At 35.5% G+C, this 16522-nt stretch carries 18 protein-coding genes; 10 read left to right on the forward strand and 8 right to left on the reverse strand.

Features of this window, described 5'->3' with window-relative positions; genetic code table 11:
- The first annotated feature begins 164 nt into the window (after nucleotides 1-164).
- Nucleotides 165-992: a hypothetical protein gene (locus tag VB796_RS13590; protein WP_323347103.1), complete on the forward strand. Its 828-nt coding sequence runs from the start codon at nucleotides 165-167 to the stop codon at nucleotides 990-992.
- Between the two features lie 140 nt (nucleotides 993-1132).
- Nucleotides 1133-2455: a ribosome biogenesis GTPase Der gene (gene der / locus VB796_RS13595; protein WP_323347104.1), complete on the forward strand. Its 1323-nt coding sequence runs from the start codon at nucleotides 1133-1135 to the stop codon at nucleotides 2453-2455.
- Nucleotides 2456-2619: 164 nt separating this feature from the next.
- Here der and VB796_RS13600 read toward each other — a convergent pair whose 3' ends face one another.
- The gene (locus tag VB796_RS13600) at nucleotides 2620-3192 is read right to left on the reverse strand and encodes a DUF6580 family putative transport protein (RefSeq protein WP_323347105.1); all 573 of its coding nucleotides are present in this window, start codon (nucleotides 3190-3192) and stop codon (nucleotides 2620-2622) included.
- A gap of 180 nt (nucleotides 3193-3372) precedes the next feature.
- Between VB796_RS13600 and VB796_RS13605 the strand changes: the two genes are divergently transcribed.
- From VB796_RS13605 to VB796_RS13615, 3 genes are all read left to right on the forward strand, one after another.
- Entirely contained in the window at nucleotides 3373-4494 is a 1122-nt protein-coding gene (locus VB796_RS13605) for a 5-(carboxyamino)imidazole ribonucleotide synthase (RefSeq protein ID WP_323347106.1), read from the forward strand.
- Nucleotides 4495-4584: 90 nt separating this feature from the next.
- Nucleotides 4585-5067, forward strand: coding sequence for a 5-(carboxyamino)imidazole ribonucleotide mutase (purE, locus tag VB796_RS13610; RefSeq protein WP_323347107.1), 483 nt, complete (start codon nucleotides 4585-4587; stop codon nucleotides 5065-5067).
- Between the two features lie 152 nt (nucleotides 5068-5219).
- Nucleotides 5220-5876: a LysM peptidoglycan-binding domain-containing protein gene (locus tag VB796_RS13615; RefSeq protein WP_323347108.1), complete on the forward strand. Its 657-nt coding sequence runs from the start codon at nucleotides 5220-5222 to the stop codon at nucleotides 5874-5876.
- A gap of 67 nt (nucleotides 5877-5943) precedes the next feature.
- Here VB796_RS13615 and VB796_RS13620 read toward each other — a convergent pair whose 3' ends face one another.
- Together VB796_RS13620 and VB796_RS13625 are read right to left on the reverse strand one after the other, a co-directional pair.
- Complete coding sequence (locus VB796_RS13620; protein WP_323347109.1) at nucleotides 5944-7005, reverse strand: NAD-dependent epimerase/dehydratase family protein; 1062 nt, start codon at nucleotides 7003-7005, stop codon at nucleotides 5944-5946.
- Nucleotides 7006-7164: 159 nt separating this feature from the next.
- Entirely contained in the window at nucleotides 7165-7413 is a 249-nt protein-coding gene (locus VB796_RS13625) for a hypothetical protein (RefSeq protein ID WP_323347110.1), read from the reverse strand.
- Between the two features lie 379 nt (nucleotides 7414-7792).
- Between VB796_RS13625 and rho the strand changes: the two genes are divergently transcribed.
- Nucleotides 7793-9502 carry a transcription termination factor Rho gene (rho, locus tag VB796_RS13630; protein ID WP_323347111.1) on the forward strand — a complete coding sequence of 570 codons (1710 nt, stop codon included), beginning with the start codon at nucleotides 7793-7795 and terminating at the stop codon, nucleotides 9500-9502.
- Between the two features lie 183 nt (nucleotides 9503-9685).
- Here rho and VB796_RS13635 read toward each other — a convergent pair whose 3' ends face one another.
- The gene (locus VB796_RS13635; protein WP_323347112.1) at nucleotides 9686-10699 is read right to left on the reverse strand and encodes a zinc-binding alcohol dehydrogenase family protein; all 1014 of its coding nucleotides are present in this window, start codon (nucleotides 10697-10699) and stop codon (nucleotides 9686-9688) included.
- 164 nt (nucleotides 10700-10863) lie between these two features.
- On the opposite strand from VB796_RS13635, the gene VB796_RS13640 reads away from it, so the two are divergent.
- Both VB796_RS13640 and VB796_RS13645 read left to right on the forward strand, forming a co-directional pair.
- Nucleotides 10864-11454 carry a Crp/Fnr family transcriptional regulator gene (locus VB796_RS13640; protein ID WP_323347113.1) on the forward strand — a complete coding sequence of 197 codons (591 nt, stop codon included), beginning with the start codon at nucleotides 10864-10866 and terminating at the stop codon, nucleotides 11452-11454.
- 110 nt (nucleotides 11455-11564) lie between these two features.
- On the forward strand, nucleotides 11565-12284 hold the full coding sequence (locus tag VB796_RS13645) for a pirin family protein (protein ID WP_323347114.1): 720 nt from the start codon (nucleotides 11565-11567) through the stop codon (nucleotides 12282-12284).
- A 55-nt stretch (nucleotides 12285-12339) separates the two neighbouring features.
- Here VB796_RS13645 and VB796_RS13650 read toward each other — a convergent pair whose 3' ends face one another.
- The gene (locus tag VB796_RS13650; RefSeq protein WP_323347115.1) at nucleotides 12340-12792 is read right to left on the reverse strand and encodes a hypothetical protein; all 453 of its coding nucleotides are present in this window, start codon (nucleotides 12790-12792) and stop codon (nucleotides 12340-12342) included.
- A 144-nt stretch (nucleotides 12793-12936) separates the two neighbouring features.
- Nucleotides 12937-13491, reverse strand: coding sequence for a YqgE/AlgH family protein (locus tag VB796_RS13655; protein WP_323347116.1), 555 nt, complete (start codon nucleotides 13489-13491; stop codon nucleotides 12937-12939).
- 79 nt (nucleotides 13492-13570) lie between these two features.
- Here VB796_RS13655 and folK point away from each other — a divergent pair, with 79 nt between their 5' ends.
- Nucleotides 13571-14044 carry a 2-amino-4-hydroxy-6-hydroxymethyldihydropteridine diphosphokinase gene (gene folK, locus VB796_RS13660; RefSeq protein WP_323347117.1) on the forward strand — a complete coding sequence of 158 codons (474 nt, stop codon included), beginning with the start codon at nucleotides 13571-13573 and terminating at the stop codon, nucleotides 14042-14044.
- 7 nt (nucleotides 14045-14051) lie between these two features.
- Nucleotides 14052-14198 (forward strand): hypothetical protein, encoded by a 147-nt coding sequence (locus VB796_RS13665; RefSeq protein ID WP_323347118.1) that lies wholly within the window; start codon nucleotides 14052-14054, stop codon nucleotides 14196-14198.
- 137 nt (nucleotides 14199-14335) lie between these two features.
- Here VB796_RS13665 and VB796_RS13670 read toward each other — a convergent pair whose 3' ends face one another.
- Nucleotides 14336-15721, reverse strand: coding sequence for a HAMP domain-containing sensor histidine kinase (locus VB796_RS13670; protein WP_323347119.1), 1386 nt, complete (start codon nucleotides 15719-15721; stop codon nucleotides 14336-14338).
- Between the two features lie 74 nt (nucleotides 15722-15795).
- Entirely contained in the window at nucleotides 15796-16479 is a 684-nt protein-coding gene (locus VB796_RS13675) for a response regulator transcription factor (protein WP_323347120.1), read from the reverse strand.
- Between the last annotated feature and the right edge of the window lie 43 nt (nucleotides 16480-16522).

Consider the following 16522-nt stretch of genomic DNA (forward strand, 5'->3'; position numbering starts at 1 on the left):
TTTTAAAAAATAAGTACATTTTCTACCCCTACCTTAAAAGTATATTATTCAAAAATCGAGGTGCTTATAAACTAAGATTAAAACACTGAAATTCAGATTTTTAATTAATTCACAGTTTGTAAGGAAGAATCTTAATTTTTACAAAATAAAATCCTACATAAATCATGAAGAAACTATTACTATTAAGCATTTTTATTGTTACTATATCATGTCAAAAAAGTAGTAATGATGTAAGTCCAACAGCAAATTGTTACATGAGTAAATTAACATTGACAACTAAAACAACTGTTCCTTTACAATCGACTTCTACATCATATAACATTGTATATGATGCAAGTCAAAAGATTAGCAAAATTTATAATACTGACTATGGCTATCTTGCTGAATATGTACACAGCACAAATAAAGTAATAGTGAAAACGTATGATGTTTTTAATGGTAAAAATACCCTGAAAACTACCAACACTATTACATTAAATAGTAAAGACCAAATTATTCAAACATTGGAAGAAAATGAGATTGAAAAGAAGGCAGCAAATTATGTTCCTATAACTACCAAATTTGAATATAATGACAAAGGATATGTTACTAAAAGTGGATTTTATACTATTGCTTATGAATATAATTCAACGGGGCTTCCTTCTAAAATTACAAATAATTATATTGTAAATGGTCAAATTTTCCTGAGTAATTCTGATTTATACGAATATTACACTGAATATAAAGTTACTGATTTTGCTAATAAGGAAGCACTTTATGACTACGGGTCGCATGGGTCATATAATTTAAGACCTTTTATGAAGTTCGTTAAGTCAATTAAGCATTATGAAGCAAATATTTTAAAGTATGAAGCCTTATTCACGTATGCATTTAATACAGACAATAAAAAAGTAAAAAACATTACACAAATCAATTACAATTATACAAGTACAGGTGTAAAAATAAATACTCCTACAACATCAATACAAGAATTTGAATATCAATGTAAATAAACATAATCAGCAATTTCTACCCCTACCTTAAAAGTATATTATTCAAAAATCGAGGTGCTTATAAACTAAGATTAAAACACTGAAATTCAGCTTTTTAATTAATTCACAGTTTATAGGGAACAGCTCAAAAAACAAGTAAAATGTCAAATATTGTTGCAATTGTTGGTCGCCCGAACGTGGGTAAATCAACACTTTTTAATCGCCTTATCGAACAGAAAAAGGCAATCATGGACAACGTTTCGGGTGTAACTCGTGACCGCCACTACGGATACGGTGAGTGGATTGGAAAATATTACACCGTTATTGATACAGGTGGATACGTTGTAGGCTCTGAAGATACCTTTGAAGGTGCTATTCGTGAGCAAGTGGAATTGGCAATCGAAGAAGCAGACGTTTGTCTTTTCGTGGTGGATTGTACTACGGGTATTACTGATTTAGACAAAGACTTCGCAAAGGTTCTTCGTAAATCAAAAAAACCTGTTTACATCGTTGCCAACAAGGCTGATACCTACGAAAAAGGGATGGATGCCGTTGAGTTTTATGAATTAGGTATGGGCGAACCTTTTGCTATTGCCGCAGAAAGTGGTTCGGGAACGGGAGATTTATTAGATGCCGTTGTGAGTCATTTTGAAGAAGAAGGCGTTGAAAATCCAAATGCAGGAATTCCTAAAATTGCGATTCTGGGAAAACCAAACGTTGGTAAATCTTCATTCTTAAATGCTCTTTTGGGTAAAGAAAGAAGTATCGTTACGGATATTGCTGGTACAACTCGTGATGCGATTGATAACCACTACAATATGTTCGGGAAGGATTTTATCATTACCGACACCGCTGGGATTCGTCGCAAGGCAAAAATGGAAGATAACATCGAGTATTATTCTTTCTTGCGTACTATTAAAGCGATGGAAGAATGTGATATTGCCGTTATTTTGATTGATGCTACCACGATTGATTTGCAGACAGGTTTACAAGCACAAGACATGACCATTATTTCAATGGCTGACCGTGCTAAAAAAGGAATCGTGTTGATGATTAATAAGTGGGATTTGGTTGAAAAAGATTCAATGACTTCTAAGCGTATGGAAGATGCAATTCGTCAGCGTATGGCTCCTCTAAATTATATGCCAATCATTTTTACGTCTGTGAAAGAAAAACAACGTATTTTCCAAGCGGTTGAAATGATTTTGGAAGTTTATGAGAACAAAACGAAGAAAATCCCTACATCAAAATTAAATGATGTGATGCTAAAGGTAATCGAAAATTATCCACCACCAGCATGGAAAGGTAAGTATATCAAAATCAAGTACATGACGCAATTACCAACGAAGTCGCCGTCATTTGTAATGTTCTGTAATTTACCACAATACATCCGTGAAAGTTATGAGCGTTATTTAGAAAACCAAATGCGTGAACACTTCGACTTTACAGGTGTACCAATTCAGATTTTCTTTAGACAAAAGTAAGTAGTTACTGGAAATTGATTATTGGTGGATTGGTTTTTGATTTTATTCTATCAAAATCTTTAAATCCATTAATCTAATACATCTAAGTTCAGATAATACCACAAAAAAGCCTGCAAATTTTAGGATTTGCAGGCTTTTTCTATTTGTTAAAACGTCAAATTGAATTACGCATGAACAACTGCTAATTCTTTTACTTGTGTTTTAGCATATTCATACATTCCAAACATTACGCCTGAGAATAACAAATTACTCATCAATGAATTTTTCAAAAATGGCAATGCCATTGTGTAGCAAGTAACCAAACCTTCCATTGTTTTTGGATACATTGTTCCGCCATTCCAAACAAAAAAGTTTGATACCGTAAAAAATGCAAGTGTTGCTAAAAGATTGGCTAATAAGACATTACTAACATTTACTTTCTTCAACGTTACGATTCCGATAGCTACCATAACGGAAATACTAATGAAAACGGTTGTCTCAAAACCAAAAGAAAATGTTGGATAATATTGCTTATAAAAAACATTATTTAATACCAAATTTGACACCCAAAGGGCAAATAATGGAACCGCAAAAGCCCAAGATTTACGAGTAAAATAAGCTCCACCAAACAATGCCATTGCTCCAACTGGAGAAAAATTTGACAATGAAGGCATCATCACTGGTACAAAACGGCTAATTGCCGCTAACAATATCATTCCCGAAATAACTCCAAAACGAAGATTTACTGAATTTTTCATCTCTTTCAAAGCGATTTTGAACATCGCTGATTAATTCTATTCTACAAATTTAAGAAGGTTTAGAGATTTCAGCGTAATTTTGAAAAAATAAATGTTTGTTGTACGCATTAGACTTTAAGCAATAGGGCTTCTTTAAACCAACTGCTTACGGCATATCGCTTATAGCATATCGCTAAAAAAATGCAAAAATTAGGATTATTAGGTGGCGGACAATTGGGTAAGATGCTACTCCAAGCTGCCATGGATTTAGATATTCATGTAAAATCACTTGACCCAGACCCAGACGCTCCGTGTGCCAAAATTGCCCCAGAATTTGTGGTGGGTTCTTTTTTAGACTTTGATACTGTTTATCAATTTGGACAAGATTGTGATGTTATTACCATCGAAATTGAAAATGTCAATCTTGAAGCTCTCAAAAAATTACAAGCTGAAGGAAAAAAAGTATTTCCTCAGCCAGAAGTATTAGAAATTATTCAAGATAAACGTATCCAGAAACAATTTTATCTGGATAATAACCTACCAACTTCCGATTTTATTCTGACGGATTCTATCGAAGATATTACGAAAAATATTGACTTTTTACCAGCTTTCAATAAATTAGGAAAAGGCGGTTATGATGGTCGTGGCGTACAAAAACTATCTTCCGAAGAAGATATTTCTTTAGCTTTCACCGAACCAAGTTTATTAGAAAAAGCCATTGATTTCGACAAAGAAATTGCCGTAATTGTGGCTCGTAATGAACACGGAGAAATGAAAACTTTTCCAACAGTTGAATGTGTGTTTCATCCTGTTCATAATTTGGTAGAATACCTTTTTGCTCCTGCTGAAGTATCAGAAAACATCCACGATGAAGCCTGTAAAATTGCGATTGAAACAGCCTCAAAATTAGGTATTGTGGGCTTATTGGCAGTTGAAATGTTCTTGACTAAAGATGGAAAAATTCTCATCAATGAAGTTGCCCCACGTACACACAATAGCGGGCATCATACCATCAGAGCCAATCATACTTCACAATTTGAGCAACATCTTCGAGCGGTTTTAGGATTGCCTTTGGGCGATACTACGGCACACTCAAAAGCAGCAATGGTCAATCTTTTGGGCGAAGACGGTTTTACAGGTGAAGCCAAATATCAGGGCATGAACGAAAGTCTTTCGATATCGGGTGTTTATCCATTTTTATACGGTAAAAAAATCACAAAACCTTTCCGTAAAATGGGACATATAACTGTGGTTGATGAAGATTTAGATAGCCTAAAATCAAAAGTGGCGAAGGTAAAAGAAACTTTGAAAGTAATCGCATAATACTAAAACCCTTTGAATTTAAAGATTCAAAGGGTTTTTCATTTTTTCAAATTAACTTTGTTGAAAATAAACGTCCTTAATTAAACAAAAATGGTAGGAATCATCATGGGTAGTATTTCAGACTTAAAAGTCATGGAAGAAGCCGTAGAAATTTGTAAACAATTTGGCGTAGCTTACGAAATAGACATCGTTTCGGCTCACCGTACTCCTTTGAAAATGGTAGAATACGCCCAAACTGCTCGTGAACGTGGCATAAAAGTCATTATCGCAGGTGCAGGTGGAGCGGCTCACTTACCAGGCATGGTGGCATCGGTAACGACTTTACCTGTCATTGGTGTACCCGTAAAATCTTCAAACTCAATTGATGGTTGGGATTCTGTTTTGTCAATTCTTCAAATGCCATCAGGTGTACCCGTTGCTACGGTTGCTTTAAATGGTGCAAAAAATGCAGGAATCCTTGCAATTCAGATGATAGGCATTGAAAATCAGGAAATTGCTATTAAATTGCAAAAATATAAAACTGAATTGAGTGAAAAAGTAGCAGAAATGGTTTCGGAATTAAGAAATAAATAATTAGGTTAGGTTTTGGTCATTAGGGTTAGTATTTCCATTTGTCATTAATCAGCAAATATCAATACCAACTCTTAGACCCTAAAACGAATCTTTTACTTAAAAAAAACTGTCATTCTTTACTCATAACCTCCTTACTCGTAAAAAACGTTATTATGGAAGAAAACCGTAATCCTCGCCCCGTTGAAGAAACTTCAAAACTTCCCACTATTACGCTATTTGTATTAATTGCTATGGTAATTGCCTTGCTTTATGTAGGCTGGCAATCTGTAAGAACTGGCTCTACAAAAGACGATGAACTCGTTAGTAAAAGCCCCAATTCTGTTGCAATGTCTGGACAAAATAACGCAGAAGTGATTGTTCCTCCTCCTCTTGAAGAAACTGGGGATAATGTGGCAAAAGACGACAAGAAAAAAGAAGAAAAAGAGGAAGAAGAAAAAAAGTCAGTTGAACCCATTGAGAAAAAAGTGAGTGAAGAAGAAAAGCCAACGAAAAAAACTGAAACTCCCAAAGGTGAAACAATTACGCATACCGTACAGTCAGGAGAAACCTTTTTTGGAATAGCTAACCGCTATAATATTAGTAAAGCAACACTTCAAAGTCTTAATCCAGACGTAAAAGCAGACGGAATTAAAGTAGGCGTAACGAAATTGAAAGTAAAAATTAGAACAATCCATACCGTAGGTGCTGGCGATGTACTACGAGTAGTTGCTCAAAAATACGGCATTAGCAAACAGGCTTTGATGGATGCAAACAAGAAAACAAAAGATATGGCTGAACGTGGCGAGAAATTAGTTATTCCGTTGCAATAAAATTCGAGTCATAAAAAAATCCCTTACTGATAAAATCAATAAGGGATTTTTTTATGACCTGTATATTTTACAATCTCGAAGCAATACCGTCGTGGATTTGTTGTAAGGTTTCATTCAAACCAAATGTCCAATTCCAAGTTGGATAATGAGCCTTAAATTTAGATAAATCAGAAATATACCAAATATGGTCACCGATACGGTTTGTTTCTGAATAGCTATAACTCATTTTTTTACCTGTTAACTCTTCACAAATAGCAATTCCTTCCAACATCGAGCAGTTAGCAAAACGTCCACCACCTGCATTGTAAACCTCACCAGAACGTGGATTTTGATAGAAATGCCAGAACATATTTACCAAGTCGTAAGAGTGAATATTATCACGTACTTGTTTTCCTTTATACCCAAAAATTGTATAATGATTTCCTGTAATCGCACATTTCATCAAATACGCTAAGAAACCGTGTAATTGTGTTCCTGAGTGATTTGGACCTGTCAAGCATCCTCCACGGAAAACGCCCGTTTTCATTCCAAAATAACGACCATATTCTTGAACCAATACGTCAGCCGCTACTTTTGAGGCTCCAAACAAAGAGTGTTTTGTATGGTCGATACTGTGTAGTTCGTCGATACCATTTTCAAAATATGGGTGGTTAGCATCAATTTCAAAACGGGTTTCAGTTTCAATCAATGGCAAATAGTTTGGATTATCTCCATAAACCTTATTCGTTGATGTGAAAATAAACACCGCTTCTGGACAATGCTGACGAGTCATCTCCAACATATTTAGCGTACCGTTCGCATTTACAGAGAAATCCGTAAAAGGCTCTTTAGCAGCCCAATCGTGCGAAGGTTGTGCGGCTGTATGCAACACACATTTAATATCCGTTCCGTATTCTTTGAAAATTACTTCTAATTGAGAAACCTCACGAATATCAGCTTGATAGTGTTTATAATTAGAGAATTGTTCTTCTAAACGGCTACGATTCCAAGCCGTAGAAGCCTCCTCACCGAAGAAATATTGACGCATATTATTATCTACGCCAATTACTAAATCAAACTTATCTGAAAAAAAGTTAACGGCTTCACTACCAATTAAGCCCGCTGAACCCGTTACAAGTGCAATGTTCATACGTAAGTTTATGAGTTATAAGATTTGAATTCAACGAGAAACACAAACGATTGCATTCTTTATTGAACTTATTTGTAATACAAAAAGCGTCACGAAATTATACCGCAACGCTTTTCTAAAGTATTTAAAAAGCTGAAAACCAGTTGCTAATCGCTAAAATTAGTTCCCTTGAGCGTTAGTGCTATCGTTAAATAATTTTTCACGAATTTTATTAGCTCTTATTTCGCTCTCAGGCTTAGAAGCATATTTATTTTTTGTCTGACGAGCAGCAGAGTCTGGGTGAACTCCATATACATACGCATCATTTTCGTTGAGGTCTGCCTGCTTGATAGTGTTGTTTTTCTGATAATTACAAGCTGTTGCTAATAGAGCAATCCCAGCGATAGTTAAAATATTTTTGCGATTCATTTTCGTAAAATTCTGTTTTTAATTATGCAAAAATAGTGTAGTATCCTTAATTAAAAAAATTGACTCTGTATTATTAAACATCTTTTGAAATATTTTATGTAAAAAGACTATATTTTTGCGGTATAATACAGATTAATCCTAAATAATTTAAAAATTATTTGATAATCTCAAATATTGGTATTATCATTGCAGAACATTTCACTAACCTGTGATTTCTCCCGTTAAAACTCTGATTAACAAGAGATTAACGTCAAACATCCATCTCGTACCAAGATTTCCCAATTTGATTTTAATCTTTATTATTTTTCAAAGAATTTTTCTTTACTTAACCACCAAACAACAAAGTGTTTGCTTTGTAAGTTTTCGATAATAATTTTTTATGTATAAAATTGAAGAATTAGACATGATGCTCATCTCGGAGCTTCGTGAGCTTGCCCAAAAGTATGCTATTCCTGAAATAATAAACCTTCCTAAACAAGAACTCATCTACAAAATACTTAATAAACAGGCGGTAATGCCAATAACAGACCGTAAACCTGCCAGCAACAACATCATGCAAGACGATAACAAAACCGAAAGAAAGGTAAGAAAAGAATCCGCCCAAAAGTCTGACACACCACGGCCTAAAAGACAACGTATTTCTAAAGACGAAAACGATGCTCAAGCTATCGAATCTGTGGCAGTTAACGAGCCTGCGTATATACCTGAGCAAACAAAAGCAAAAGTAGGTCGTGAACCAAAACCTACTATCGATACTACTGAAACACCAACAGAATCACTTACTTATGAGTTTGACGAAGAACCAATAGTTGACTTCCCTGCTGATATTGAAGAAGATTTTGCCGTAGATACCTCATTTATCACACCCGATGATACTTCTGGATTACCACAAGAACCAGAAACTCGTCCAGAAACAAGACAATCAAGTAGTAATTTCAAGAAACCTATTTACAATCAAGCCATTAGAGAATTTGATGGCATTATTGAAAATGAAGGGGTTTTAGAAATCATGCAAGACGGTGGTTATGGTTTCTTACGTTCAGCGGATTATAACTATTTAGCTTCTCCTGATGATATTTATGTGTCACCATCTCAAATCAAATTATTTGGTTTGAAAACAGGCGATACCGTTCGTGGGGCAATTCGTCCACCGAAAGAAGGAGAAAAATATTTTGCCCTTTTAAGAGTAGAATCTGTCAACGGAAAGACTACCGAAGAAATTCGTGATAGAATTCCGTTTGAATATTTAACACCACTTTTCCCAGAAGAAAAATTACGTTTATCTTCTCGTCCAGACCAATATTCAACACGTATATTAGACTTATTTGCTCCAATCGGTAAAGGACAGCGTGGTATGATTGTGGCACAACCTAAAACGGGTAAAACGGTGCTTTTGAAGGAAATTGCGAATGCCATTTCTAAAAATCACCCAGAAGTTTATTTATTGATTTTATTGATTGATGAACGTCCAGAAGAGGTAACAGATATGCAACGTAGTGTACGTGCAGAAGTAATTTCTTCTACTTTTGATGAACAAGCCGAACGCCACGTAAAAGTGGCAAGCATTGTTTTGGAAAAAGCAAAACGTATGGTTGAATGTGGGCATGACGTGGTGATTTTGTTAGATTCAATTACTCGTTTGGCTCGTGCGTATAACACAGTCGTTCCTTCATCAGGTAAGATTTTATCGGGTGGTGTGGATGCTAACGCTCTTCATAAACCAAAGCGTTTCTTCGGAGCGGCTCGTAATGTTGAGAATGGTGGTTCATTAACAATCATTGCAACGGCATTGATTGATACAGGTTCTAAAATGGATGAAGTTATCTTCGAAGAATTCAAGGGTACGGGTAACATGGAACTTCAACTTGACCGTAAGTTATCGAACCGCAGAATGTATCCTGCGATTGACGTAACAGCATCAGGTACACGTAGAGAAGATTTATTGATGGATAAAGAAACGCTACAACGTGTATGGATTTTGCGTAAACACATGAGCGATATGAACTCGGTGGAAGCTATGGAGTTTTTACAACAGCAAATGAAAGGAACAAGAACAAATGAAGAGTTTTTGGTTTCGATGAATAGATAGATTTTCGTAACCCAGACTTCAGCCTGTTTAAAACGTTCAAATTCAGACTAAAAGTCTGGGTTACAAACCGCTTCAAGAGCCTTTATTTGGCATTTTGAAGCGGTTTCTTTGTTTTAGAGTACAATTTATTCAACCAATAGTCAGACTGAAAATAAACAAGATGTTTTTTCAAAATATCGCCTCCTAAACCTCCACAACGGCTTTAATAACCCCATTTTTTGGGTCGAGCCATAACTCAAAATTGTCTTTTATTTCTTCAAATTTTACTCGATGCGTAATGTAAGTCGTTGGTTTTACTAATCCGTTTTTCATCGATTCAACCACTTTTTCAAAATCTTGGCGAGTGGCATTTCTACTACTCATCAATGTCGATTCTCGTTTATGAAATTCGGGATGACTGAATGAAATTTCGCCTTTTTGCAAACCTACTAAAACGTATCTTCCGCCATGTGCCAAATATTGGAAGGCATTTAGAATTGCTTTTTGATTACCCGTAGCATCAATAATGACGGTTGGCATATCGTTATTGGTAATTTCTTGTAATCTTTCCAAGACATTTTCAGCAAGAGCATTTATGGTATAATCAACGCCCAATTTTTGTTTACAGAAGTCCAATCTCGACTCATTCACGTCCAAAGCGATGACCTTCGCTCCTGCGATTCGGGCAAATTCCATACAACCCAAACCGATTGGGCCAGCACCTACAATGAGGGCAAACTCGCCTGCGTGTACGTCGGCACGTCTTACGCCATGAGCCCCAATTGCCAAAGGTTCAACTAATGCCAATTCATCAAAAGACAAGCCTTCACTGGCAATCAAAAGTCTGGTAGGAACACGAATATATTCCGCCATACCACCGTCGATATGCACGCCAAAAACTTGTATATCAGTACAACAATTAGGCTTTCCGTTGCGACAAGCTACGCATTTTTCACAATTAAAATAAGGTATAAATGTAACGGCATCGCCAACTGAAAAACCAGCATTTTCATCAATTTCAACGATTTCACAAGCCAATTCATGTCCCAAAATTCGTGGATAATTAAAAAATGGTTGTGTGCCTTCAAAAGCGTGTAAGTCAGTTCCGCATATACCGATGCGTTTTACTTTCAAAATAGCGTAATCTTTAATAAGTTGAGGTTTCTCAGCTTCCTGATATTCAAATTGTTTGGGCGTGATACACACTAATGTTTTCATAAGGTTATATTCTTAAATATTGATTCGAGGGTTTGTTTAATAGATTTTCTAAAAGTAATTTACGGTTTATAAATAGACATTCATCTTCGGCTGTTAATTTCTCCAAAGATTAATTCCAACAATTTCTTCTAAACCCAAATCCTTCAGTATAAAGTCATTCAATCATGCAATCTACTTTCAATTCAATCAACCAATATGTGAATAAATGTGCGGTGTTTTCAGAAAATGAGATTCAACTTTTTGATGATTTATTACAACATAAAACCGTAAAAAAGAAAACTATGCTCTTGCGTGAAGGTGAAATTTGTAATTTTGAAGCCTATATTCTCAAAGGTTGTATTCGCACTTTTTGCATGGACGAAAACGGTGCGGAAGTAATTTTACAATTTGCCGTAGAAGATTGGTGGGTCAGTGATATTGCCAGTTTTCACGAACAAACGCCCAGTAAATTATACATAGAAACTTTAGAAAATTGCGAGTTACTCATACTTACGCACGAAGCCAAGGAAGAATTACTCATGAAAGTGCCACAATTTGAGCGTGTTTTTAGATTAATGGTTCAACGAAATTTATCCGTTACTCAAAACCGTTTGATTAATATCATCGCCAAACCTGCCCAAGACCGATATGTTGAGTTTTTAGAACGTTATCCTTCCGTTGCCCAACGAGTGGCCCAACATTATATCGCTGCTTATTTAGGAATTTCAGCGGAGTTTTTGAGTAAAATAAGAGCAAAAATGTCAACGAAGCGTTAATTTCTTGTCATAGTTCAATGTTTTGGCTTTGAGAATGCACCAACTTTGTATCAGTAATCGAGAGAGAAAAATCAAGATTTACTTTTAATCATTTAACAGATTTAGAAATCATGGCAAATACAATCATTCATAAAGCAGAAACACGTGGACACGCTAATCACGGTTGGCTTAATAGTTATCATACTTTTAGTTTTGCAAATTATCGTAATGCAGAAAGAATGCACTTCGGCGTTTTGAGAGTATTAAATGACGATACTGTTTCTTCGGGAAAAGGCTTTGGAACGCATCCGCATGATAATATGGAAATTATTTCTATTCCGTTGGAAGGCGACCTTGAACACAAAGACAGTATGGGTAATTTGGCGGTAATTCGTAAAGGAGATATTCAGATAATGAGTGCAGGAACGGGTATTTCTCATAGCGAATATAACCGTAATCAAGATGAATTGGTGAAGTTTTTACAGATTTGGATTTTCCCGAATAAAAGAAATGTTGCTCCACGTTATGACCAACTTACATTGAATGAAAATGACCGTCATAATAAATTCCAACAGGTACTTTCTCCAAATCCAGCAGATGAAGGCGTTTGGATTCACCAAGATGCGTGGTTTTCAATGGGAAAATTTGATAAAGATTTTTCAACGGAATACAGCATTAAACGTGCAGGAAACGGTGTTTATGCCTTTATTTTGAAAGGAGATGTAACCATAGAAGGAACTCAGTTAGGAACAAGAGACGGTTTTGGAATTTGGGATACGGATAAAATTACCATTACTGCCAATTCAGATGATGCGGAGGTTTTATTGATGGATGTTCCGATGGAACTTTAAATGTAACACAGACTTTAGTCTGTTTAGAAGACAAACAGACTAAAGTCTGTGTTACTTACAACTCTTCCTGTTCTAATTGCTGACTTCCCCTAAAACGCTCTTGGTAATTTTCTAAAAGTCTTTCTAATTGCCAAGAAGTTATAGAAAGTTTATTGATTGGGAATTCTTGAATCCGTCCGTTATTGGTAAAAACGAAGGTTTCGGTATATTCGTTATCCTTGATATTTGGACGAATTTGTAATCCATGTACCATCGCCCAAGAAACAAAAGACTGACCAATTACTTGTATTCCATCTTGACTAAGAATGAATTTGGGCTGAGGCTTAGCATTTTGTATGTATCTGTAAATCAAAAAGATAGAAATTGATAAAAACAAAAACCCAAGAATATATTCCGTTTGAATCAAGAAAAAAATCATGTACAAAGCATTACCCAAACCGCCTAAAAGAAACATAAGATGTTCAGTAGGACGAGTATAAATTATGGTGTGTTCTGAAATTTCGTTCACGTTTTGGGATATTGGTTACTGGGGATTGGGGATTGGAAACTGGTTGTCATTAGCTGATTAAATCACAATTCACTAAATCACAAATCACCATTAATTAAATCACTAAATCACAACTCACTAAATCACTAATTCACTCAATCACCATTAATTAAGTCTCGGGTCGATTGGGTAATTTGCCATTACTTTAAAATCTCCACCCATTTCTTTCAAAATACTTCTCCAAAAAGTCTCAGCGGGCGTATCAAAAATTACGTCAGCAGTTGTTTTAGAAACAATCCAAGAATCCTTTTTCAATTCATTATTTAACTGGTCAATTTCCCAACCTGAATAACCGATAAAACAACGAATATCCTTTGCAGATAAAACACCATTATTCAATAATTCCTTGACCTGCTGAAAATTACCACCCCAAGTTACGCCCTTCATTATTTCTATACCTCCATCAATTACGTCTGGTCGGCGGTGTAAATAATGAAGCGTATTATGTTGAACTGGGCCACCCACAAAAAGGGGAATATCTGGATAAATATTCTCTTCTAAGACATCGGCAAGAAAGAGTTTAGAAGTTTGATTCAAAATCAATCCGAACGAACCTTGAGTAGTTTCATGTTCACAAATCAACACGACGCTTCGCTCGAAATTAGGGTCGCCTAAAAACGGTTCAGAAATCAACACGGTACCTTTTGATATATTTCGCATTGGTCTTATGAGGTGTTTATAAGCCCAAATGAATAAAAATTAGGCTCTATATTTGCGTATCTTTGTTATTAAAAATACGATGCAAACGGCAAATCTCCAAACAGTATATTTACTTTTAGGCTCTAATTTAGGAAATAGAGAAGAAATACTTAGTCAGGCAATTGACACAATTCAAGAAAATATTGGTCTAATTATTTCACAATCAAAATATTATGAAACACCTGCTTGGGGAAAAACCGACCAACCTGATTTTTTGAATATTGCTTTAGAATTAAGTACAAATTTGATGCCTTTAGTGATTTTGGAAAAAACTCAGGCTATTGAACAGCAATTAGGAAGGGTCAGAATTGAAAAATGGGGAGCGAGATTGATTGATATTGACATCATTTTCTACGGACAGGAAATCATTAATATTACTAATCATTTAAACATTCCGCACCCATTGATGCAAGAAAGACTTTTTGTTTTAGAGCCAATGGCAGAAATTGCCCCTAATTTTATACATCCAGTTTTAGGAAAATCGGTGGCTAAACTTTTGGAAGAAATTAAATAGTTGGTTATTGGTTGATTTGTTATTGGTTGACTGGTTATTGGTTGACTGGTTATTAGTTGATTGGTTATTGGTGGATTGGTTATTGGTTGATTGGTTATTGGTGGATTGGTTGACTGGTTATTGGTTGACTCGTTATTGGTTGATTGGTTATTAGGAATAAAACCAAGTAATCAATACTCAACATCCAATAATAAACAACTAACTACCAGTCAACCAATTACCAATCTACCAATAACCAATTAACCAATAACCAATCTACCAGTAACCAATAACCAATCTACCAGTAACCAATTAACCAGTAACCATTTTCCCTCCAACGGAATAAGGTAGCCAAAGCACAAAAACTGTCTGATTACCAGCACATTGCACTTTAATATTTCCTCCGTGCAGTTTTACAATTCTATTTACCAATGATAATCCAACACCGTAGCCTTTGATACTTGCGGTATTTTGACTACGATAAAAAGGCTCAAAAATCAGGTCAATTTCGGGTTTTTCCATTTTACCGTGATTCGTAAATTGTACCTCAATATGGTCTTTCAAAAAATGTAAACTCACTTTAACTAAATGATTCTCAGAGAATTTACAGCCGTTTTCCATCAAATTCACGAAAGCCGTTTTCAGTAATTGAGCGTTTCCTTTTACCACCAATTGCGTATCTTCTTCCAATTCATCAGCAAAATCTACTTGTACTTGATAGTTTTGTTCGGCTTGGAGTAGTAAATCACCCGCTTCCCAAATTGTTTCATCCAAACGGACTTCATCATACATCAATTTATGGTTCAAATCGCTCACTTTTGCCAATTCTAAAAGCGTATTTGATAACTGCCCCATTTCTCGAATATCTTGCCTAACTGACTGTAATGTAGCCAAATACTCTTCTGGCGAACGACTTTTCAGCAAAGCAACATCAATCTGAGAACCAATCTTCATTAAAGGGTTTTTCATCTCGTGCGAGACATTGGAAACGAATAGGTTTTGTAGCCTAAAAACTTCGCTGATACGTTCTAAAAGTTCATTAAAAGTGGCAGTGAGTCGCCCAATTTCATCTTTTGGATTTTGAATGGTAAGTCTTTGATTGACATTTTGGGGGTAAATGGTTTGCACCTGTTGGATAACCTCCGAAATAGGCGACAATGCTCTTACCGAGAAGTAATAACCAACAAACGTTACCAACAAAAAGACACACAAAAAGAGCCAAATCATAATACCAAGTAGGTTTTGTAGGTCTTTTTTACCCGAAACATCAACTGCTCCCGCCACCGTTACAACCCGATTGAAACGGTCGGTATATAACATTCCTACTATTTTAAATTCCCCTTGCTTAAACCGTGCAAAATGTTGTTTCCTGATTTGATTGAGCATTTCGGGAGAAATTTTAAAGCGACTCGTATCATTTCGAGAATAAACTTTTAAATTTTTATAATCGTAAATAATGAGGTTTTCACGATAAAGAACATCATTATTTGCCTTTTCAATTTTCTTTAAAAGCTTGGCATTCACCTCTTTAACGGATACTAATAATTCTGCCGAAGTGGTAGCTTTTTGAGTGAGACGTTTATAAAATTCCTCCTCAATATAGTTATGTCGAAGCCAATAAATCACCACGAAGATTGCCAAAACAATCACCGAAACTAATAATGTAAATTGTAAAGTAAGTTTGGCTCGTATTTGCATTTTTTCAGTGAACAGTGAGCAGTAAGCAGTGAACAGATATTTGATAACTGATTACTGATAACTGCTAACTGAAATTATTCTTCTATTTTCAACACATAACCTACGCCGTACTGCGTGTGAATGAGTTTTGTATCGTAATTTTTATCTACTTTTTTACGCAACATCGTCATAAAAACCTCAATAACGTTGGTTCCCATGTCGATTCTACTGTCCCATACTTTAGCAGCAATATCTGCTTTTGAAATTACCTTTCCGTGATTTCTCAAAAGGTATTCCAATAAAGCAAATTCACGAGCGGTCAAATCTATTTTACTACCTCCTCTGGTTACTGAATGAGCATCTAAATTCATTTCTAAATCGCCATAATTCAGCAAATTACCCGTCACAGGCAAAGGCGTTTGGCTACGTTTTGCCAACACTTTTATCCGTGCTAAAAGCTCTAAAAAATCGAATGGTTTTACTAAATAATCATCCGCACCAGCATCAAAACCCATTAATTTTTCCTCAATACTTCCCAAGGCAGTCAGCATCAAAATTGGCGTAGTAATTCCTTCCTCTCGTAGCTCTTTACTGAGTTGCAAACCATTCATTCCTGGCATAATGATGTCAGTAACAATAATTTGGTATTGGCTTTTTTTGGCAAGGTGTTTCCCAATCATTCCATCATAAGCAATATCTACCTCAAAGCCATTTTCCTCAAGTCCTTGTCGGAGCGATTGTAGCGTTTTGGGTTCGTCTTCTATTAATAATATTTTCATAACTTATGAGTAGGACAGGTTTCCAACCTGTCTGTTTTGTTGT

It is taken from the genome of Arcicella sp. LKC2W, from assembly GCF_034931005.1.
Lineage (GTDB): Bacteria > Bacteroidota > Bacteroidia > Cytophagales > Spirosomataceae > Arcicella.